21 protein-coding genes are annotated in these 21,054 nt (G+C 44.9%); 9 read left to right on the top strand and 12 right to left on the bottom strand.

The window, feature by feature from the left end; genetic code table 11:
• Positions 1 to 523 precede the first annotated feature (523 nt).
• The 4 genes from F6J94_RS01295 to F6J94_RS01280 all read right to left on the bottom strand — a co-directional run bounded on the left by F6J94_RS01295 (position 524) and on the right by F6J94_RS01280 (position 4,126).
• A complete protein-coding gene (locus F6J94_RS01295) occupies positions 524 to 1,285 on the bottom strand; it encodes a phycobilisome rod-core linker polypeptide (RefSeq protein ID WP_293036058.1) in 762 nt (253 codons plus the stop codon).
• Positions 1,286 to 1,437: 152 nt separating this feature from the next.
• Positions 1,438 to 2,232, bottom strand: coding sequence for a phycobilisome rod-core linker polypeptide (locus F6J94_RS01290; protein WP_293036051.1), 795 nt, complete (start codon positions 2,230 to 2,232; stop codon positions 1,438 to 1,440).
• Positions 2,233 to 2,274: 42 nt separating this feature from the next.
• Positions 2,275 to 3,066 carry a phycobilisome rod-core linker polypeptide gene (locus F6J94_RS01285; RefSeq protein ID WP_293036045.1) on the bottom strand — a complete coding sequence of 264 codons (792 nt, stop codon included), beginning with the start codon at positions 3,064 to 3,066 and terminating at the stop codon, positions 2,275 to 2,277.
• A 190-nt stretch (positions 3,067 to 3,256) separates the two neighbouring features.
• Entirely contained in the window at positions 3,257 to 4,126 is an 870-nt protein-coding gene (locus F6J94_RS01280) for a phycobilisome linker polypeptide (protein WP_293027899.1), read from the bottom strand.
• A gap of 489 nt (positions 4,127 to 4,615) precedes the next feature.
• Between F6J94_RS01280 and F6J94_RS01275 the strand changes: the two genes are divergently transcribed.
• Positions 4,616 to 4,753: a hypothetical protein gene (locus F6J94_RS01275; protein ID WP_293036042.1), complete on the top strand. Its 138-nt coding sequence runs from the start codon at positions 4,616 to 4,618 to the stop codon at positions 4,751 to 4,753.
• Here the strand turns inward: F6J94_RS01275 and F6J94_RS01270 are convergent.
• Entirely contained in the window at positions 4,719 to 5,585 is an 867-nt protein-coding gene (locus F6J94_RS01270) for a HEAT repeat domain-containing protein (RefSeq protein WP_293036040.1), read from the bottom strand. The two genes, F6J94_RS01275 and F6J94_RS01270, sit on opposite strands and share 35 nt — an antisense overlap.
• A 54-nt stretch (positions 5,586 to 5,639) precedes the next feature.
• Positions 5,640 to 5,846 carry an acetyltransferase gene (locus F6J94_RS01265; RefSeq protein WP_075904227.1) on the bottom strand — a complete coding sequence of 69 codons (207 nt, stop codon included), beginning with the start codon at positions 5,844 to 5,846 and terminating at the stop codon, positions 5,640 to 5,642.
• 200 nt (positions 5,847 to 6,046) lie between these two features.
• Between F6J94_RS01265 and F6J94_RS01260 the strand changes: the two genes are divergently transcribed.
• Positions 6,047 to 6,202 (top strand): hypothetical protein, encoded by a 156-nt coding sequence (locus tag F6J94_RS01260; RefSeq protein ID WP_293036038.1) that lies wholly within the window; start codon positions 6,047 to 6,049, stop codon positions 6,200 to 6,202.
• Here the strand turns inward: F6J94_RS01260 and F6J94_RS01255 are convergent.
• Positions 6,179 to 7,036, bottom strand: a complete 858-nt coding sequence (locus F6J94_RS01255) for a pentapeptide repeat-containing protein (RefSeq protein ID WP_293036036.1) — start codon at positions 7,034 to 7,036, stop codon at positions 6,179 to 6,181. The two genes, F6J94_RS01260 and F6J94_RS01255, sit on opposite strands and share 24 nt — an antisense overlap.
• Positions 7,037 to 7,175: 139 nt before the next feature.
• Here F6J94_RS01255 and F6J94_RS01250 point away from each other — a divergent pair, with 139 nt between their 5' ends.
• The 3 genes from F6J94_RS01250 to F6J94_RS01240 all read left to right on the top strand — a co-directional run bounded on the left by F6J94_RS01250 (position 7,176) and on the right by F6J94_RS01240 (position 11,873).
• Positions 7,176 to 7,769 carry a phycobiliprotein lyase gene (locus F6J94_RS01250; protein WP_293036034.1) on the top strand — a complete coding sequence of 198 codons (594 nt, stop codon included), beginning with the start codon at positions 7,176 to 7,178 and terminating at the stop codon, positions 7,767 to 7,769.
• Positions 7,770 to 7,869: 100 nt separating this feature from the next.
• The gene (locus F6J94_RS01245) at positions 7,870 to 11,664 is read left to right on the top strand and encodes a filamentous hemagglutinin N-terminal domain-containing protein (protein ID WP_293036032.1); all 3,795 of its coding nucleotides are present in this window, start codon (positions 7,870 to 7,872) and stop codon (positions 11,662 to 11,664) included.
• 35 nt (positions 11,665 to 11,699) lie between these two features.
• The gene (locus F6J94_RS01240) at positions 11,700 to 11,873 is read left to right on the top strand and encodes a hypothetical protein (RefSeq protein WP_293036030.1); all 174 of its coding nucleotides are present in this window, start codon (positions 11,700 to 11,702) and stop codon (positions 11,871 to 11,873) included.
• Between the two features lie 420 nt (positions 11,874 to 12,293).
• Here the strand turns inward: F6J94_RS01240 and F6J94_RS01235 are convergent, their stop codons facing one another.
• Both F6J94_RS01235 and F6J94_RS01230 read right to left on the bottom strand, forming a co-directional pair.
• On the bottom strand, positions 12,294 to 12,461 hold the full coding sequence (locus F6J94_RS01235; protein ID WP_008183188.1) for an NblA/ycf18 family protein: 168 nt from the start codon (positions 12,459 to 12,461) through the stop codon (positions 12,294 to 12,296).
• Between the two features lie 474 nt (positions 12,462 to 12,935).
• Positions 12,936 to 14,150 (bottom strand): transposase, encoded by a 1,215-nt coding sequence (locus tag F6J94_RS01230; protein WP_293036028.1) that lies wholly within the window; start codon positions 14,148 to 14,150, stop codon positions 12,936 to 12,938.
• A gap of 162 nt (positions 14,151 to 14,312) precedes the next feature.
• Here F6J94_RS01230 and F6J94_RS01225 point away from each other — a divergent pair, with 162 nt between their 5' ends.
• Both F6J94_RS01225 and F6J94_RS01220 read left to right on the top strand, forming a co-directional pair.
• Positions 14,313 to 14,948 carry a phycobiliprotein lyase gene (locus F6J94_RS01225; RefSeq protein WP_293036135.1) on the top strand — a complete coding sequence of 212 codons (636 nt, stop codon included), beginning with the start codon at positions 14,313 to 14,315 and terminating at the stop codon, positions 14,946 to 14,948.
• The gene (locus tag F6J94_RS01220) at positions 14,905 to 15,495 is read left to right on the top strand and encodes a hypothetical protein (protein ID WP_293036026.1); all 591 of its coding nucleotides are present in this window, start codon (positions 14,905 to 14,907) and stop codon (positions 15,493 to 15,495) included. Before F6J94_RS01225 ends, F6J94_RS01220 begins: the two co-directional genes overlap by 44 nt.
• Here F6J94_RS01220 and F6J94_RS01215 read toward each other — a convergent pair.
• Positions 15,463 to 15,606 (bottom strand): hypothetical protein, encoded by a 144-nt coding sequence (locus F6J94_RS01215; RefSeq protein WP_293036024.1) that lies wholly within the window; start codon positions 15,604 to 15,606, stop codon positions 15,463 to 15,465. The two genes, F6J94_RS01220 and F6J94_RS01215, sit on opposite strands and share 33 nt — an antisense overlap.
• A 341-nt stretch (positions 15,607 to 15,947) precedes the next feature.
• On the opposite strand from F6J94_RS01215, the gene F6J94_RS01210 reads away from it, so the two are divergent.
• On the top strand, positions 15,948 to 16,739 hold the full coding sequence (locus F6J94_RS01210) for a phycobilisome rod-core linker polypeptide (protein WP_293036022.1): 792 nt from the start codon (positions 15,948 to 15,950) through the stop codon (positions 16,737 to 16,739).
• On the opposite strand, the gene F6J94_RS01205 is transcribed toward F6J94_RS01210, so the two are convergent.
• Complete coding sequence (locus F6J94_RS01205) at positions 16,719 to 17,681, bottom strand: RluA family pseudouridine synthase (RefSeq protein WP_293036020.1); 963 nt, start codon at positions 17,679 to 17,681, stop codon at positions 16,719 to 16,721. The two genes, F6J94_RS01210 and F6J94_RS01205, sit on opposite strands and share 21 nt — an antisense overlap.
• Before the next feature lie 179 nt (positions 17,682 to 17,860).
• On the opposite strand from F6J94_RS01205, the gene F6J94_RS01200 reads away from it, so the two are divergent.
• Positions 17,861 to 18,034: a hypothetical protein gene (locus F6J94_RS01200; RefSeq protein ID WP_293036018.1), complete on the top strand. Its 174-nt coding sequence runs from the start codon at positions 17,861 to 17,863 to the stop codon at positions 18,032 to 18,034.
• Here the strand turns inward: F6J94_RS01200 and F6J94_RS01195 are convergent.
• A complete protein-coding gene (locus F6J94_RS01195) occupies positions 17,996 to 20,752 on the bottom strand; it encodes a PAS domain S-box protein (protein ID WP_293029222.1) in 2,757 nt (918 codons plus the stop codon). The genes F6J94_RS01200 and F6J94_RS01195 overlap by 39 nt on opposite strands.
• Between the last annotated feature and the right edge of the window lie 302 nt (positions 20,753 to 21,054).

The following is a 21,054-nucleotide window of genomic DNA, read 5'->3' as shown; positions in this document are numbered from 1 at the left end:
TTACGAAAAATACTTTCTTCGCTTTATAGTGAATTCACTTTAATTAAAAAGTCTTTATCTGTGAATATCAAAATTATTATATTAATTAAACACTCTTATAAGTATTAACTTACTTTTGGTTAACGTGAAGCTTTTTATGTGGTCTTGGTTGATTGACAGTAGGCCGATTGACTGAAAAAAATCCTAAAACCCTTAATTTGACTAGAAACCTTAACCCTATAGTCATTTGTGCTTACTATATCTTGGTGACACAGATTTTTCCCTCTAGTACAAATTGGCGATCGCTATAATCTCTCAGAGCGCTAGTACCATCTGCAATCAATTCTTGACATCGGTAAAGTCTCTTGGATTTATTTAGTTGTGAATTAAAAAAAACTCAATATTACTGCCAATAGTTAATGCATAGCTAACTAATCAATAGTGTTAGTTTTTAGAAATTAGCTGTTTATTGATCACAGCCTATTTCCAAAAACTAACATCTAGATACTTAGCTGATATCAACTACTGAATCCGGACAGTCAACCTAACCGATTTCAGTAATACTGACAATTTTGCTGCCCATTTTGTGCATATTTTGAATCCTCGCGGACAGCTGGTCGTAACCCACTTCATAGGTAGCATTACTCCGCTTGAAGCGAGAACCAACACCAGCTTTAGCTACAGTAACCTTAAAGCGTTTGCCTGTATTGGCGTAAGTACCTGAACCACCAACAGGAGCAGTAATCTTGGTAGATACATTAGCCGCTAAATCACTAATTAGCTTGGCTTGGTTACTGCTATCACTGGTAGCATCTCCCCGCATCAAACAAAAAGTCCGATTAAAGGCTACGTTCTTAATCCCAACTTCGGTAGTATTACTACGAGGATAGGGAACAATAAACTCGCCGAAATTCAACTGATACTCGTCGCTATCGATATAAGAATCGATTTCAGCGTCGTAGCCAGCAGTGTTATAAATTAGAACGTGTTCGGCAATTTCTGTTTGATCCTGGGGAGCACGACCTAGAAAATGCTTGTAGTTGAGCTCAATGAAACGATACTGGGAAGCAGAATCAAAAAACAGGGACTTATACAAGTCTGATTTAGCGACCATGCGCACAAAGCCCCGTACACTGATGTCCCCATTCCGCAGCATCGATTCAGCACTAGTTAAGCGATCGGATTCCAGCAAGTGCGGGTTACCTAGAACCTGTTTGTAAACTGCCCGAATCACTGTCTGCAGATCATCTTCTGTTGCACCAGGACGCAACTCTACCGGGTCAGCATCCATTACCCAAAGTGACATTTAAATTCCTCCTAAATTCTTTGCTCAAATTTAGCTGACTGACACAGCTATTCATTTATCAGTTCCCAGTTATCAGTTATTAGTTAACAGTTAACAGTTGTTCTTGATTACCATTAACTGTTGACTTAGTAACTGATAACCGGGCTACTCGATCAATTTAACTCAGTAATACTGAGAATCTTGCCACCGCTTTTATGAATACTCTTCACTTGTTCAGAGAGTTGCTCGTAGCTAACCTGATAGTTCAGCTTGCTATACTTATTCAACCGGGCTGCACCAGCGCATGTGGAAACAGCAATCTGGTAACGCTTGCCAGTATTGCCATAACCTGCACCATTGCCAATCGCTGGAGCCTTAACTTTTGGAGATAGATTACCAGCTACAGACGTGATTAGCTGGGCTGGTTTTCCACTATCACTGGTAGGAGCACCTCGCAATAACGAGAACATCCGATTAAAGCCCACATTCTTAATTCCTAATTGGCTACGGATGCTGCGGGGGTAGGGAACGACGTTCTCGCCAAAATTCTGGAGATATTCCTCACTATCGATATAGGAATCGATTTCAGCTTCATAACCCTGTTGATTGTAAAGGCTGACGTGCTCAGAGATTTCCCCTTGATCTAGGGGAGCACGACCCAGCAAATGTTTGCAATTAAGTTCAATGAACCGATAGGGCGAAGACCCCTGGAAAAATCGGGATTGATACAGGGCTGATTGAGCTACCATGCGCACAAAGCCACGGACAGTAATATCCCCATTGCGCAACATTGATTCCCCATTGGCGAGTCGCTCGCTATCCATCAGATGGGCATTGCCCAAAACCTGCTTGTAAACAGCTCGAATTACCGTTTGTAAATCATCTTCAGTAGCAAAAGGTCGCAATTCTAATGGAGCACCTTCAAAGGCATCCAAGCCTAGAACAGCTGACCGAGTTAAATTTCCCATTTCTATCTCTCCTTTAAAACTTCCGAAAAAAAACCCCAGACATTAGGAGATTTCTGTAATGCTGACGATTTTCCCGCTAGTGCGATTAATCCGCTGAATTTGGGGTGTCATCTTGCTGCCAGGAACAATGTACTCAGTGGTACTACGACGGCGACGACCGCTGTACATGGCACCCCGGACTACAATTTTGAACATCTTTTCGGTAGCATCAGCATAAGCGGCAGCACGACCACCTGCCAGTGGCACAATTTCGCTGGTGCTATTGGTGGCAACCGCTTCTACCAAGCAAGAGCTTTTGATGGAGCTATCAATTTCTGGACGACCCCTTACCAACGATAGGGTACGGTTATAGCCCACCTGCTTTTGGCCGATTTGGCTACTAGCACCACAATAGTAGGGTACGGTATCATCCCCAAAATTATTTTGGTACTCGTCACTATTGATGTAAGAATCAATCTCAGCATCGTAGCCCTGCTCAATACAGATACGGATGTGTTCCGAAATTTCTGTCTGATCTAGGGGAGCACGACCCAATAAATGCTTAAAGTTCAGCTCAATAAATCGGTACGGCGCACAGGATTCAAAATACCGAGCGCGATAGAAATCTGATTTGGCAACAGCCCGGACAAATTCCCTGACCGTGATGCTGCCATCGCATAATTGCGATTCAGCATTCACCAGCCGCTCGCTCTCCATAATGTGGGGGTTGCCCAAAACTTGACGATAAACTGCCCGAATTACAGCTTGCACTTCATCAATGCCGCTAGTGGGCCATAGTTCAAAGATGGTATCTGAATCTAGACCAAACTTGGCAGTAGGCGCTGTACTGACCATTTAAATTTCTCCTTGCAAAAAACTTATTCAAAATAGAGGGGATTTTCTTTGGCAAAACAAAGCAACCAACCCTTCATTGAACTGCACCTCTACCTTCTTTGGCAGCAAACTAGTTGGCTTGCTGCCAAAGCACGCAGACATACACGAACTTTCCCAGATTAGAAACGTTTGAATCCCGATTGAATCCTAATTACACAACGGTGATGCTGGCAATCACGCCACCCTGCTTATGAATCCGCTGGTACTCTTTGGAGAGCTGATCAAACGGAACCAGGTATACCTGGTTACTGCGCCGGAATTTGGATACCCGATTCACTGCACCAGGGGACTTATAGCCAGTTACCTCAATCCGGTACACCTTACCTTCAGCAGTAGCTCCAGCACCATGGCGAGTTCTGGCACCCAATGGGGTTTCTTGGAAAGACCAGCCAGATACACCACCAGATGGCGGAACCACTGCTGTCGGAATTTCTTGAATTACATTCTTATTTAGACAAGGACTCTTGCCAGCCAAGCTCCCTTTGAAGTCGCTACTAGATGCTCCTCGCAACAGTTGGAACATGTGGGTAAACCCAACCATCTTCTTGCCTGTTTGGGTTTTGTAGCCCCGGTAGAAGGGAACCGTGTCTTCCCCATAGACTTCCTGGTACTCGTCACTGTCGAGATAGGAATCAATCTCTGCCTCGAAGCCCCCTTCATCCCAGATAATACTGTGAGCCTTCATCTCATCGAAGCCATCGGGAGCCCGACCAAGTAAATGTTTGAAATTCAGCTCAATTACTCGGTAGCGGGGGGCTTTATCGAAAAACCGGGAGCTGTAAGCATCGGATTTCGCTACTGCCCGCACAAATTCCCGAACGCTGAGTTCACCTAGTTTAAACTGAGACTCTGGGACAGCCAGTCGCTCACTTTCCATGACATAAGCATTGCCCAAGACTTGCCGATAGACCGCCCGAATCACGGCCTCAGCGTCCTCGCTTGAGATACCTGGCCACACTTCAATTGGATCTGTGTCTTCAAATAGGCCGACACCTAGCTGTGATGCTGGTCCGAATGCCATTAACAGATTCTCCTAGATAGCAACAAATTTTTTAATCAGGGTTTTCTCAGGGTGTTTAAAAAACTTTACAAGCTTTTAAACAACAACATAACCTCTCTCACGACTCCTGATGGAAGAGTCTTGGGAGCTCATAGCTCCTGTGAGCGAGATTGTGTCAGTGTTTTACACCTTCACACATTTATTTATACAATGCCCTGATCACCCTAAATTATCAAGATTTGTAAACTTCTGGGATTGCCTGTGATTGAAACTGACAAGTATCTTAGAAATTATGAATTATAAAGTATTACTTATGAAATATCGAAATTTTTGGATTATAGGGAACAGGGAACAGGGAACAGGGAACAGGGAACAGGGAACAGGGAACAGGGAACAGGGAACAGGGAACAGGGAACATAAAAAAAATATCTGTACCTCATAAAAATGAGAACAGCTAGATTTCTGATTTTTTTTAAGCTACCCTAGACCGAACACCCAGGGCGAACAACCTTGGCCAAAAGGCCACGGGTGCGCGTTCAACCTTCAACCCTTCAACCCTTCAACCCTTCAACCTTTAACCCTTCAATCCTTCAACCTTCAACCCTTCAACCCTTCAACCCTTCTGAATTTGTGCGATCGCTACCTTGACCAGTTGGCGAATTTCCTCTCGCTGATCGGATAACTTGGCTGTTAAGGCGGGTAAAGCCGCTTCATCTTTAAGCTTCCCTAAGGATAAGATTGCCCTCCGCCTCACCTCTTGGCTGGGGTCTTCCAGTAAGGGGATTAAATGGGGAACCCCTACCTGGGGGTCAAGTTGGCTCACCGATGTCGCTGCTTCGGCACGAACATTGACAGATTCATCTTTCAGTGCTAATAAGAGAATATCTCTAGCCTGGTCATTACCCGGTTCATCCACCAAATTAGCGATCGCTCCGACTACTGCCATCCGCACATCTTCCGATTCCGAGTGGATTGCCTGATACAGGTGCTCAGCTGCGTCTGACCCAATGAAAGCAAGTGCCCAAGAGGCATGACCTTTGGCAGTTTGGGGATAATCTGCTGATTCCAACACCTCAATCAACCTTGGTACAGCCGCTTCTCCCATTCTGGCTAAGGCTCCAGCCGCTGAACTCTTGACCACTGTATCCTCATCATTTAACAAGGCATCAATCAGGGTAGTAACCCCCTGGGGATCCCTTATTTTTGCTAAAGCCTTGCCACAAGACCTGCGCACCACCGGGTTTGGGTGATTAGCTAGTGCTTCGAGCAAGAACGGAGAAGCTACCTTACCAATTTTGCCAAAGGCTTCCACGAATCCCAGTCTGACCATTCCCCGGCTATCAGCCAGGGATTCAACCATCTTTTTTAACTGTTGCGGATTAGTAATATCAACGTTTCCCTCAGCAAGTTGGCTATTGACATCAGCCAGCAAGCTGTCAGTTTCAGAGGGAGCTGGCGGTTGAGTTTCCGATGTAACCATGGGTAATTCCAGTTGCTTTAGTCAGTTGCGTCAGGATGATGGCAAGGATGATTGCTAGGGGCGGAGATTTTCCAGAGCAGCGTCGATCTTAATAATTTCTGGGTGGTTTTTGATATGCTCCATGGCCGCCTTTTTCGGCAGTTTCACCTTCTGAGCCATTTTCATCACATCATTAACCAGTCTTTCCCGATATTTCTCTAGTTCAGTAATAACTTCCTCAATTTCTGCCGGTGATGGCTGGGCTTCTTGAATTTCAGACATTTTGGTGACGTTCTTAAATCGTGATTATTATATAAGGTTACAGGTTACAGGTTACAGGTTACAAGTTACAGGTTATAGGTTATAGGTTACAGGTTACAAGTTACAGGTTACAGGTTACAGGTTACAGGTTACAGGTTACAGGTTACAGGTTACAGGTTACAGGTTACAGGTTACAGGTTACGGGTTTGAACGGTTTAACCTTGGCCAAAAGGCCACGCAATCGCGTTCAACCTTCAACCGTTCAACCTTCAACCGTTCAACCTTCAACCGTTCAACCTTGGCCAAAAGGCCACGCGTTCGCGTTCAACCTTCAACCTTTCAACCTTCAACCTTCAACTAGGATGACTGGCTCCTAAACTTTCCCGAGTATTACTTCGAGTATAGGGATTCCAGGTGTCTAGATCTTTATATGGTTGATTCAAAAGCATCGAACGGGTGGCTTCACTGATGCCTTGAGCCATGGTAAAGTCAGCCCCAGCAATATTTTGTACATGGTTTAAATCTGCTCCAGTCAGGTCGGCCCCTCGCAAATCCGCTCCCTCCAGCTCCACGCCACTCATACGGGCATTACGCAAACAAGCCCCGGTCAGGAAAGCCTTCCGTAAGTTGGATCCACTCAAAGCAGCATCCTGTAAATTAGCACCGGTTAAATCGGCTCCGCTGAGATAGCCTCCTATTACTCTAATCCCTTGCAAGTCAACTCCCCTCAGATTAGCGGTATTGAGAAAAGCACCATTGAGATTAGCACCAGGCCCAACAGCACCAGAACTTTTGTAGCGAAATCCTTCTGGCCAAGTAGTTTCCCGGTCATACAGGGCTACTTGTAGGTTGGTTTCATTTAAGTTAGCCATCGTCAAATTAGCCTTCCTTAAATCTGCCCGGTTTAAATACGCCCCTTCCAAATCAGCGCCAGTCAGGTCAGCGCCAGTGAGATCAGCTCCCCTGAGATCAGCTCCCCTCAGATTCGCTTCCCGCAAAATTGCCTGACTAAGATTAGCCCCAGTCAGGGTAGCTTGGCTCAAATTAGCTTTCTGTAGGTTAGCACCACTGAGGTTAACCTGGTACAAGTCTCTCTGACTCCAATCGATGCCCTCAAGATTAGCATCAGAGATATAGTCTCCGGCTTGGAACCGTTTTAAGATATCCATAGCTTGGTTGTTAGTGCGATCGCTTAACCGAGTTTGAATCATTATAATTTGTAAACTCTACCTGGAACTGCCAAGGTTAGTCTACCGTTCTGGTGGGAACACAGGGTATTAAAAACAATTACTATTTCTAGGGTAGGGGCTAGCTCTACCCATCTATCACTATCAGGAGGTTCAAGCAAAAATGCGACTCAAGCCACCCATGACCATGATGGACTTCTTTCGCAAAAGCGAAGGCAAGTGGTTTACTCAACGCACAGTTCATCACTTCGATAACGCTGCCGATGAATCCGGGGAATCCAATTTGATTGTTCAAGTCATTGAAAAAGATAACCCTAAAGTCAAAGCCGTGTGTGACCTCCAAAAGATTGACCCGAGCCAGGCGATGGGGGGAGCGAGCTTTATGTGGCAAATCAATTTAGATGACCGGGAACCAAGTTCAAAATATGCCGCAATTCTGATTGATGTTCCAGACGATGAAACTAAGCTTAGTGGCAAATTGATTCGAGACCAGGGCTATGTTGAAAGTATTCCGGTAGTGAGTCGGTATTGGTTTGGCAAAGACGGCATCCTCACCATTGATACCAATTACCAGAATAATCAGGGTCAAGAACGTTGTTGGTTTATCACCGATGATTTTCGTGTCCGAGTCAGCACTGTGCGCATGATGAATGGCGTCAATCTCATGACCTATTGCTCTGAACGCCGTTGTGTTTCTAGGGAAATGCTGGAACAAATGATTGAAACTAATCGCGCTAGAGCTATGGCGGCGCAATAATAATTAAGGCATTAAAACTTAATTATCTGATCAAAATAATTCAACTCGGAGCATATTTACTTAGATTACTCCTAAGTTTACCTATAGGAGGCTAAGTATAATGAAAATAGTGCGTACGCTAGTAATTTGTGGTGCTATAAGTCTGAGTGGATACTATGGGATTACCCATTCAGTCAATCCCGCTCTGGCTCAGATTGTTCCGGATCATACCTTGGGGGATAACCCTTCTCTAGTTAAACCAAATGTAGAGGTCAAAGGACTTCCCGCTGACTTAATTGAAGGTGGAGCAACCAGAGGGGATAACCTATTCCATAGCTTTTCGGATTTTAATGTTGGGGACTTGCAGCGGGTTTACTTTGCCAATCCCGCTGGCATTAACAACATTCTCAGTCGAGTAACTGGTAGTAACATCTCCAAGATCTTCGGAACCCTAGGAGTAGATGGTGCCGCCAATTTGTTTTTGGTCAATCCTAATGGTATTGTTTTCGGAGCCAATTCCCAATTAGATGTAGCCGGTTCCTTTGTCGGAAGTACCGCTAATAGTATAGTGTTTGGCAATGGCATCGAGTTTAGTGCTATCAATCCCGAAGAACCACCCCTGTTAACCATTAACATTACTCCCGGATTGCAGTATGGAAAGACCGGATTGCAGTATGGCCAGAATCCGCCTCAGCCGATCGTAAATGCTGGCAATTTGGCTGTGGGACAGGGACAGAATGTCACCTTAGTCGGTGGGAGTATCATTAGTAGTGGGGATATCCTAGCACCAGGGGGTGAGATTAATATATTAGCGGTTCCCAGTGAAACATTAGTGCAATTGGGGCAAGCTGGACAGATTTTGACACTATCGACTCCAACCCCATCAATAGGATCTAATTCTGCCTCTGTTACTGAATTTTTCAGTAGTTTGAACCATGACACCGGCGTAACAGTTTCCAGTGACGGTCAGGTCACAATTACCGATTCCGGTACTATTGTGCCACTTGATCCAGGAACAGTGATCATCTCTGGTGAGCTGAACGCTGCCAACCTGTCTCCAGGACAAACAGGAGGCAAAGTAACGGTATTAGGGGATCAAGTGGGCTTGTTTGACAGTGGATCCATTGATGTTTCTGGAAACAGTAGTGGTGGAGAGGCACTAATTGGTGGGGATTTCCAAGGTCAAGGACAGCTGCCATTGGCCACAGCTACCTATATCGATCCTGACTCCACTATAAATGCTGATGGGATTAGCACTGGTAATGGTGGTCTGATTGTGATTTGGTCGAATCAATCCACTCGCGCCTATGGCACCTTAACGGCAAGGGGGGGAGCGCAATCAGGGAATGGCGGTTTAATCGAGACATCCAGTGCCAATTTTCTGGATGTTACAGGAGTCAGAGTCGATGCTAGTGCAGCCAATGGAAATGCAGGAACTTGGTTACTTGACCCGAGGAATGTTACTCTTGGCTTTGCCGATACATCCAATGGCACCTTTGATAGTAATTCCAATATCTTCACTCCCACTGGGGATGATGCCGTGGTGAATATCCCAGATATTGAAGCTCGACTCAATGCTGGCACCAATGTCACCATCACTACTGGAACCACAGGCACTCAGGAAGGAAATATCACTGCAGATGGCTTTGGCATTACCAAAACTACACCAGGGGAAGTCACTCTAAGTTTGCAAGCGGCCAATGATATTTCTCTCAAAAACTTTGGAATAAATGCCGACAGTGGTTTCCTGAATCTAGTCCTGGAAGCGGATAGTGACAACTCCGGTAGTGGTGATGTGGAGTTGATGAATGGGGGAATTGATACTGGAGGAGGAGCAGTCACCATTACTGCGGCTGGTGCGATCGCATTGGAAAGTATCGGAATCAACAGAAATAACAACCGTAGCGATCAGGCACCACCGATCACCGTGATCAGTGGTGAATCCATATCCCTCAAAAGTGCTGGAATCAATACCTTTACCTCTGGGGATAATGGAAATGCTGGAAACGTTATCGTTCAAACCGGCACCCTTACCATAGAAGAGGCGGGGATTGGTAGTACGACAGACGGTAAGGGGGATGCTGGCAATATCACTGTTACTGCTGCTGACTCAGTTGTGGTCACAAACAACAGTGGTATTAGTACCAACACTAGAAATAAGAGTACTGGGGATGCTGGAGAGATCACAATCACCGCCGGTTCTGTATTGTTGGAAGGCCAGGAAAATGGTCTTGGCAGCGATACTGAAGACAATAGCAGTGGGGATGCTGGAAAAATAACCATTACTGCTGACTCAGTTGTGTTCAGAGGAGGCAGTGGTATTGGTACCAACACTCAAGATCACAGTACTGGGGATGCTGGAGAGATCACAATCACCGCCGGTTCTGTATTGTTTGAAGGCCAGAACAGTGGTCTTGGCAGCGATACTGAAGACAATAGCAGTGGGGATGCTGGAAAAATAACAATTACTGCTGACTCAGTTGTGTTCAGAGAACAAAGTGGTATTGGTACCAACACTAGAAATAACAGTACTGGCAATGCTGGAGAGATCACAATCACCGCCGGTTCTGTATTGTTGGAAGGTCAGGGCAATGGTATTGGCAGCGAGACTCAAGACAATAGCAGTGGGGATGCTGGAAAAATAACCATTACTGCTGACTCACTTGTGCTCAGAGACGTCAGTACTATTGGTACCAGAACGATTGATCAGAGTACTGGGGATGCTGGAATCATAATAATTAATGTTGACTCCATCTCCCTAGAAAACAATAGTGCGATTCTAAGTACTACCGAAACTACTGGGGAAATAGGAACAATCGAACTTAATGCCAACTCCATTTCCCTCTCAGACAGCAGAATTACTACAGCTGTAGAGGAAACAGCAGTTGTTAACTCTCAAGAAGACCGAGGCCCTAATATCATAATTCGGGGAAGCTCGCTGTCCTTAACCAATAACGCTCAAGTAACGGCTAGTAGTTCTGGCCAAGGAGATGCTGGTAACATCTCGGTAGAGGCTGATCAGTCAGTTTCGCTATCTAATAGCTCTATCGCTACCGCTGTAAATGAAGGTGCAGAGGGAAAAGGGGGTGATATCAAAATTCAGTCAGGCTCAATCACTCTTGAAGATCAAGCCAACATCTCTACTGAAACCGTTAGGGGAGATGGTGGCAATATTACTCTGACGCTACAGGATTTATTACTATTGCGCGATGGGAGTCAAATCACCACCAGCGCCGGTACCGAAGACCAACCAGGAGATGGTGGCAATATCACCATTACTGCTGATTTAATTCTTGCCTTCCTGGAAGAAGATAGCGACATCACCGCTAATGCCTTTGATGGCAACGGCGGTAATATAGATCTTACCGCTCAAGGCATCTTTGGGTTCAACTTCCCCGATCAACCAACCAACTTCAGTGATATCACCGCCAGTTCTGAGCGTGGTGTAGACGGTGACATAAAAATCAACATCCTTGGGGTTAATCCCTCTCAGGGTTTAGTAGAACTACCCACTACTGTAGTTGACCCATCTGCACTGATTGACGCTAGGTGTGCTGACACTGTCAAAGTGGCATCGGATGATTCCAAAGGGGATGAATTCATTGTTACTGGACGGGGTGGCTTACCTCCGAGTCCCCTTGACCCAATCATAAGCCGAACTGTAATAGCAGATTGGGTAACCTTAGATAACTCGGCAACAGAAAATTATCAGAGTCAACGTCATTCTCCGGCTGCTAGGGAGGAGTCGGCTCGAAAGCGTCCAAAGCGGCGGATTGTGGAAGCTCAGGGTTGGCTGATTGGCCCTGATGGTACTGTTATTCTCACCCCTTTCCCTACCACCCCCGAGACCTGGGCTAACTCTTGGCGCAAATCCCCTTCTTGCGAGGATCTCAGGAGAATTAGTAATGGCTCCTAGGGTTAATCCTTTGGTGGGCAGTGCTTAGCAAGCCTTTGGCCAACTTGATCAATCGGTCTGAGCCACTGCCCACCCTACATCTAGCTCTTTGGTGGGCAGTGCTTAGCAAGCCTTTGGCCAACTTGATCAATCGGTCTGAGCCACTGCCCACCCTACATGAAGTACTTTGTCACGGGTTGGTTGCCCAATTTTGCCTAAGTCCTGATTGACCTGAAAGGGAGGATAATGGCAAGTGACGTAAAAATCGAGCACTCCGAATCCTATCATCTGTGCTAGAATTCGGAGGTAGCTTAAGAGCAGCAATATGCAAGCTGGTTCCTAGTCTTAATTCAAGATTGTAAATTCCAGCCATTAACAGCCAAGAGTTCTTGGTAAGTATTCCTTGACTATCTAATTCCCTAACTATATCAGTGTTCCTACTTAAGTCGAAATTTATAAAATATACTATCATATGGTAGTAGCGCGGCCAGGGCTGAAGCGCTACGATGGCTATTAGCAGGTTCAGATCAGCAGCGAAGGTTTAGATTATAGGCGTTCCCATGCCAGTGTAGATTCGTCGAATGTAGGTACGACTGAGGCACCCCTTAAAACAAGTCAAGCAAAGTGAAACCTTCGCAGCTAATTAAGAGTTAAGCGTTTTTGAGTAGATGGCGGAATAGATTCTCCTTAACCATCATTTGACGCAAAACTTCCAAGAGATAGGACTGAGCCTCCTCCTGGCTCAACAGCTTGACTTGGTCTTGGTAGATTTTCATCTGGAACTGTTGCTCCAAACTTAGCTTTCCAGGCGTTTCCATAGGTTTACTCCTAAGCTTACATACGTTGATTAGGGCAGGCGGACGAGTGTTCCGACTGCTCTTTTTTTTGGCCGTTGTTAATCAATCTAACACACCTATAAAATACTGTCGATTCTGTCAAGCAATAAGTAATTAAAGATACAAATTGTAATAAAAATCCGGAAAGCGATGATTTGCCCTTGTGCCTGTATGTCTGATGGACTTAGATCAAGTCCGATAAAATACCGATAATCAAGAAGATGGATGGGGTGATGGGGTGATGGGGTGATGGGGTGATTTGTATTAAGAGTAATTATTCGGACATCATAATTACGCCAAACCTGAGGCCAAACCCACCTATATAGTGGCACAATCCCGTTTAGTATCAGTATATGTAGCGTAGCAGCGGAAATCATGATGGATTGGGCATGGATCCCTTGTTTGGAAAAATCTCAGGAATATGCAAAAATTCAAGCTTAATTGACACTCCTCTGCCTAAAGGCGAGAGGATTCTTGCTTCAATGGGATTCCAACGAATTTACCCTCAGCAAGCATCTTCACCGTATGCCCTACGGCTGTTAATCCTCTAATTGCCACTACCTGAGCTGCTGCTATATCTCTATCCGTTGTATAGCCACAGGCAGAGCAAATGTGAGTACGTTGTGAAAGCTCTTTCTTTCCCGTTTGTGTCAAACAATTAGGACAAATCTGGCTGGTTTTACGTGGATCTACTTTCTGGAAATACACCCCACGCTTAAAACAAGTTTGTGCCAAGATCTCGAAAAATTGGCCAAACCCAGCATCTAAGCAGTGTTTCCCTAATATTCCACGGGATAGCCCCACCAGATTCAAATCTTCTACAAATATCATCCCTGCATGATCGCACAGATGATGGGAAAGCTTCCTGTGCCAATCTTTACGGCAATTGGCTACATACTCGTGTAGTTTTGCTACCTTTTTTTGTGCGCGCCTCCAATTGTTCGAGCCTATAGGTTTCCTGGAAACACGCTTTTGCAGTAATTTCAGCTTGCGTTCGGCATCACCCAGGAACCTCGGACGCTTGATTAAAAGACCACTAGAAGTAGCAATAAAACTAGTTAATCCTACATCAATTCCTACTGCTTCACCATGGGGTATTGGTTGAGGTAAATCAACATTCCATTGAATGGTTAGCATGACGTACCAACCGGAAACCCGTTTCACTATACGAGCTTGCTTGATTTGAGCATCATTAGGAATTTCTCGTGACTGACGGAATTTTACCCAACCAATTACAGGCAATTTCACTAACCCATGTTCTAATCTTTTTCCTTTCATTTGAGGAAAAACAAAAGACCTCATTCTGCCTTTTTTCTTGAACCGGGGGAATCCAGCGTTACGCTCCCACATGTTGGTGAAAGCTGTTTCAACTCTTTTTAAAGTTTGCTGCAACACTTGAGATTGGATCTTCTTGAGTTCAAGGTTCTGTTTTTTGGCAGCCGTCAAAGATTTACACTGACTTGCATAGGTAGGACGCGGTGTGTCAGCAGGAATGATGTAGCAACTATGGAGGCTGCAAGCATTAATCTGACAACTACGAGATTTGTACCAATCTTTCCTTTCTGCTAAAGCGTAGTTGTATACCAAGCGAGTTATCTCAAGCCACTCATCAAAGATTTTTGATTGTTGTTTGGTAGGTTTAAGCTTGAACTCGTAGGTGAGATTAAACATTTGCTTTTCCTCCTTGCCTTCTATAATAGCGATTTTATTATCTACCGTCAATACGAAAGATAATAAAAGCCGTCGAACGAAGGACGGGGCTTTAAACCCAAAATTTTTGGTAAAATTTGAACAAAAACTAGGTAAACCAAATACGATAATATGGATCCAATTATTGATGCGATGAAATTTTTCCAGCTCAGTGCTGGCAACTGGCGATCGCAACGCACAACCCACCACTTAGCCTTCCGACAAGCAGAGAAGGGAGAGTTGGACATCAATGTAGCCACCTTAAAGGCTGATCATCCCCAAGTCATTGAGCTGTGTGAGCTTCATAAGATTAACCCAAGTTTGGCAGCAGGTGGAGCTTTGGTCAGTTGGCAGGGTACAATGGCTTGGGATCAGACTGATGAGGGTCACAAAGACTCGACGGTGATGGTGGTGGTTCCAGATGCCGATTCTCCTAGACATGGGAAGTTATTGCGGGAAAAAGGTTACGCGGAAACCATGCCAGTGGCTGGTCTTTATCAGATGGATGCTCAAGATGGGCTAGTGCTGATTACTGAATATGAAACCATGAGTGCTCATGAGCGTTTCTCCTTTATCACTCCATCTCGGCGGATGCGTACCAGTATAGTGAAACGTTTTGGTGGATTTAGCAGCGCATCATTTTGCATCGAAACCCGGATTGACTCTAATCTAGAGAATTTAGAGAATAGGGCTAATACTGGGTCTAATATTGGGGTGACATCTCAACAACAACAAAATGTCTTGGCACCGGAAGAGTATTATTCAATCTTGGGCTGGTGATTCCACCATCAGCGATGATCCGTTAATCCGGGGCTACCAGTATCTGAATGCGGTGGGTAAGCTGGCTTTAGACCCAAGTATGGTAGAGATTACTGATAATGTTAAAGAACGCGATCGCATTTATACCTGGATTGGCAATCACATTGATGCCATTAATGGAGAACTCCAGACTTGCTTAGACGCCTGTCATAGCTGCTATCATGATTCCCTATGCCGCCCAATGCGGATTTTGGCAACCCCTTTAGGGGAAAAGTTTGGTATTGATGGCTTTTGCAACATCTTAGCCACTCCGGCGGTGATATTAATTGATGTCGGACGCATTGCACGGTCTGATTGGTTAAGTATTGTCATCCATGAATATGCCCATGCTCATTTAGGTGCCCCTGGTCACGATCAGCGTTTTTTTGAGGTCATTTCCCATCTCTGTTTGGGTCTGGGATTAAAACCCCCACGTTGGCAGTTAGATCTCGAAACTTACTTACGGGATTGGCCTGAGTGTCCATCCAAGACTAATTCACTGTCTTTTTGGATGGGGTATGGATGCTAGGAGCGATCGGCTATTGTCTAATTGTTTAGCAAAGGGAACAGCGGAGCAGGGAACAGCGGAGCAGGGAGCAGGGAGCAGGGAGTAGGGAACAGGGAACAAACATTCTCTCAATTGATTTAGGATTGCTATTTGGTCTAATTCTTTCGGGCTATTTTAATAAATATTAAAAATTATTGCTTTGATTAACGTTTTCCTTAATCAAAATTAATAACCTATTAGTGATGAAGGTGATTAAGTTAAAGGGGAACACACAGAGTAATCCCAAAAGAGTATCCTTAGTTGATGAACCGATGGCTATTGACTATTGACTATTGGCTGCTGTCCCAGCTATCAGTAGTCGCTCTAGAGATTGAGATATCGATTAAACTATAATTTTTTTACAGATTGACACGGGATTCATTATATATTTGATTAAGGTTTGTAATATTTTCTAAGAATACGGAGATAAAAACGTGGCTATTCCTTTACTAGGCTACGCCCCTGTGACGCAGAATGCGCGCATAGATGGGTATGAGATACCAGGAGAAGAGCAACCCAGAATTTATTCCACTGAAAACTTGCTCTCCCCCGGAGACATGGATGCCCTAATCGAGGCAGGATACCGTCAGATATTCTTCCATGCCTTTGCTTCGGATCGTGAACCGTTCCTGGAGTCCCAACTCCGCTTCGGTCAGATCACAGTACGGGACTTCATTCGTGGGTTGTTGCTTTCTGAAACCTTCAAGACCAGTTTCTATGACAAAAACAGCAACTATCGCGTTGTAGAACAGTGCGTGCAGCGGGTGCTTGGACGTGATATCTATGGCGAAAGGGAAAAATTAGCCTGGTCAATTATAATTGCCACAAAGGGTATCCAAGGCTTCGTCGATCAACTGCTCGACAGTGAGGAGTACATGGAGAATTTTGGGTACAACACCGTCCCCTATCAAAGGCGTCGAGTGCTTCCCGGTCGGTCTCAGGGTGAAATACCATTCAACATCAAATCTCCACGTTACAACGAATACTACCGTGCAGTACTGGGCTTCCCACAAATCATTTGGCAGACCCAGGTGCGCAGTTACGTGCCACAAGACAAGAAGGCCAAGTTAGGGGATCCGTCTCTGTATATGGGCATGGCACGGGAGCTGTCTCCCCAAGGCAACACTATCCCACGAGTGTCAGCTTTGAACATCGATTACGAATCCTTAGTGCCATATCGGGCTCAGCAATCTCCGCAAAAGGAACTAGCTGAAGCGAAGTCGTAGCACCTCTAAGAGTTTGATCAAAGCTAGGGGGGGAGGGGCAACAAACTCAATCCACTCCTCAGAAACTGGATGCTTTAGTTGTAGCCGCCAAGCGTGAAGTGCTTGACCCGGTAGATTGACACCGACAGAACGACCACTGCTGTAAACGGGATCTCCAACAATGGGATGACCAATATAGCTACTGTGGACACGAATTTGGTGGGTGCGACCAGTTTCTAATTGGAAATGGATCAGGGTATAGTTGCCCAGTCGTTCTCGGACTTGCCAATGGGTAATCGCTGGGCGTCCCCCTTTTTCTACTGGCACGACAGCCATTTTCTTGCGGTCTACAGGATGCCGTCCAATCGGTTGGTTAATGGTGCCAGACTCAGCAGAGGGAGCACCATAGACTATACCTAAATATTGTCTTTGAGCAGTTTTGGCTTGGAGTTGGGCTTGTAGATGTCCATGAGCCTGGTCAGTTTTTGCGATCGCAATTGCACCAGTTGTATCCTTATCCAAGCGGTGGACAATGCCTGGACGCTGAACACCACCAATACCTGTCAGTTTAGGACAGTGGGCTAAAAGGGCATTGACAAGAGTAGCACTTTCATGGCCAGGTGCAGGATGAACTACCAAACCAGCCGGTTTATTGATAATAATCAGAACGTCATCTTCATAAAGAATGTCTAAGGGGATAACTTCCGGTTGTAATTCCAGAGGTTTGGGGTCAGGAATGGTTAGGGATATGCGATCGCCTAGCTGAACTTTAGCTTTTTTTGAGATGCACACATGATCATTCACTTGCACGTTGCCTTGTTCAATCAGCTTCTGGATACGAGAGCGAGACAAGTCAGGTGTTTGTTGGGCAATATAGCTGTCAAGGCGATAACTGGGAGTTGAACCAGTAGACTCGCTAGTTTCCTGAACTTGCAAGAATTTGATAGAAAGCTGAGGGGTCATTGTTGATCGTTGATTGTCAAGGGCACTGAGAATTAGGAATACAGAAGACTTCAATTATGTATAGCAAAGGGAACAGCGGATCTGGGAACAGCGGATCTGGGAGTAGGGAATATGGCATCAAAAATTATCACAATTCATTTAATAATGCTATATTAATTAGCAATAATTAATAATTAATAATGAGCCAAAGGCGATCAACCATTGTATATAGCGTTTCTGATACTTATGAGGTACATTCCATTTTATGGACGCCACTCCCTACTCCCTACTCCCTACTCCCTACTCCCTACTCCCTACTCCCTACTCCCTACTCCCTACTCCCTATTTTGGTCAGTAGCCAAGTGCAGCGGTAGGGTAACCGTAAATGTTGTTCCCACCCCAACTTCACTGTTTACAGCAATTGTACCCTCGTGCAAGTCTAAACATTTTTTGACAATCGCTAAACCCAGTCCAGTCCCAGGGATGCTGCCAACATTACTCGCTCTTTCAAAGGACTCAAAGAGTTTCTCTTGGTCTTTTTTAGGAATGCCGATCCCCTGATCTTGAACCTGGATTACTGCGGTCGAAGAATCGCAATTGAGTTCAAATTTGAGGGTACCTCCTTCTGGGGAATATTTAATGGCATTTAACAGCAAATTGTTAACGACATGACTCAAAAGTCTTTCATCGATTAGGGCATCTTGGCAGCACCCATGAGTAATGAATATCAGGTTATGCTTAGAACCCAGGTTAATTTTGATATTTTCGAGTATGTCCTGACACAAAGCAACTAAATCCATGGATGCTGGCTCAAACTTGAGTTTACCCGCATCGGCTTTCCCAATCGTTAGAACATCATCCAAAAGTTGAGTCATCCGGAGCACAGCATGCTGAATCTTATCATGGTGCTTCAGTTTTTTCTCAGGGGACAATTTATCCTCATAGCGTTGCAGCATTTGAGCAGAAGATTGAATGGTAGTCAGAGGCGTGCGAAACTCGTGAGAAACTAATGAAACGAAACCTGAACGCAGTTGACTCAGCTCTTTTTCCTTAACCAATGCCTTACGAATATCTGCTTCTGCTTGCTTGAGTTCAGTGATATCTCTTCCCACCGCCTGGCATTCGAGAAAGTTGCCATGTTCATCAAACATAGCTCGATCACTCCACTGCTGCCAGCGAATTTCTCCAGAGTCGAGAAGAACTCGGTGTTCGTAAGTGTTAATCGGATTATCTACAGAAAGAGAACGGAAGTTCCGGGTAACAATGTCTTCGTCTTCCGGAGGCATTTTTGGCAAAAATACTTTCCCTACTAATTCAGAGCGGTCTTTGCCAAAATAGCGGCAGTAAGCATCATTGACAAACGTTAGGGTGCCATCAAGTTTCAACCGACAGATCAGTTCAGTTTGATCTTCAATGATGGCACGAAATCGTTCTTCACTATGTCGTAGCGCCTCCTCTGCCTGCTTGCGTTCTGTAATGTCTTCAACCATGCTCAAAATACACAGGATTTCTCCTGCTTGATCTCGCATAGCCATCATGGTTAAATTACCCCAGAGGGTATCTTGATTCTTTTTGCGGTAACGTATTTCTAACTTAAAACTATCAATTTCTCCTTGTATGACCTGCCTAATATAAGGCTGGGCTTGTTCTAGGTCTTCAGGATGAGTAATTGCCAAACCATTGAGAGCCATTAGTTCAGACTTGGTGTATCCGAGCATTTCATACAAAGCCCGATTCACCTGAATAAACTGATAATCCAAATCTGAGAGTGACATTCCGATAGGTGCTTCATCAAACACCCGTCGAAATTGGGCATCTTTCTCGTCTAAAGCCGCTGCTGTATTTAGTCTCAATTGCTGATAGGCTTGCCGTAGTTCTACCTCTGCCTGCTTGCGCTGGGTAGTATCTTGGATAATCCCGATAACTTGATAAATATTTCCTTGCTCATCTAGCAGGGGAATATAGGTAGCGAGGACAGTGAGTTCACCAACCTCTGGCAAAGTCAGAGTCAGTTCTTCCACTTGTGGTGTACGGGTTTCCACAGCCTTTTGTAGGAGTTTCACATAGATATCCTTAAATACACGTGGATAGATTTCCTCGTCAGTGTGACCCAGTAGCGGTGAATCAGACACTCCAGTTAGCTTAACCCCTTGTTGATTGATAAACTGGAGCCGCCGCTGGGCATCATATATCATAAATGTACCGGGGAAATTATCCACTGCTAGCCGAAATCGTTTTTCGCTCAGGCGTAATGCCTCTTCTGCCTGTTTGCGCTTCGTGATGTCAACAATTAACCCCACCAGACGATTGAGATTACCGGCACTATCTAGGTAAAACTGTCCTTTGTTCTCAACAGTGATGTACGTGCCATCCTTCTTACGCATCCGATACTCAAGATCAATAGGCTCCTTAGTGACAATCACCCGTTCAATGATGTGTCGGTATCGTTCTAAATCATCAGGATAAATTAACTGATCCCACCCTTGCCCAGTGTTGGCGATTTCCCCTGGGTAATAACCCAATACTTGTTCAATATTGTGACCCCAAATCAATTCATTGGTCTGGGTATTCCATTCGTAGAGCAGCTGACCACTGATTTGACTAACCGCTTTATAGCGATAAAGCCATGCGGTTAATAAAGCAAAGTAACTTTTTAAGTTTTGATCATCTGGATTGAGATTTTCAGAGCCCTTACTGCCTTCATAGCAGCCAGTAGAGTTACCATCGTCCAATCCAGATTCTAGCTCTTTAATGCTAGTGATATTTTTAGCAACACCATAGATAAGACCCTGTTCATCCTGTGAAATTCTCCAAGCCAGCCAACGCAAGCTACCATCTTTATGGTAAATTCTATTCCGATATTCGACTAGTTTTCCGTGACCACAATCACGAAGGGCATTGAGAGTAAATTCCCGATCTTCTCGATAAATCCACTCAATCCAAGGTCGCGATCGCAATTGGGAGCAAGTCCATCCTAGAACCTTTTCCCAAGCCGGATTGATTTGTTGAAAATATCCGTTTTGACCAAAGGTGCATAATAGATCAAGTGATAAAGAAAACAAGATCTTTAGGGCGGACTCTCCCTCTGCCATTGTTTCAGTACTGTTTATGTGAGACTGAGTGGTGTTCATTGCTGGGCTCGATCCGTCAGAAATTCTACAGATAAGCTAGGGATACATCTACCCACAGTCTTCCCTCAATAATCAGTATAATCACAAGATCATCACCAGGAGTATTTTAGAAAGCTCAGAATATTTCTCTGAGGAAAGGAAATTGTGAGGATATTTTGTGGTCATATTTGTTAGTCTTTTCCCCTGAAGCCCTGCTGAGAGCTTCACAGAAAGTCTGATTGGGATCAACTCTATGAGCAGTACAGTGGTAGATAACTGCGCTA

Origin of the sequence: Moorena sp. SIO1F2, assembly GCF_010672755.1 — a bacterium.
Taxonomy (GTDB): domain Bacteria; phylum Cyanobacteriota; class Cyanobacteriia; order Cyanobacteriales; family Coleofasciculaceae; genus Moorena.
The sequence above is the reverse complement of the archived record's forward strand: the minus strand, read 5'-3'. Positions and strand labels throughout refer to the sequence as shown.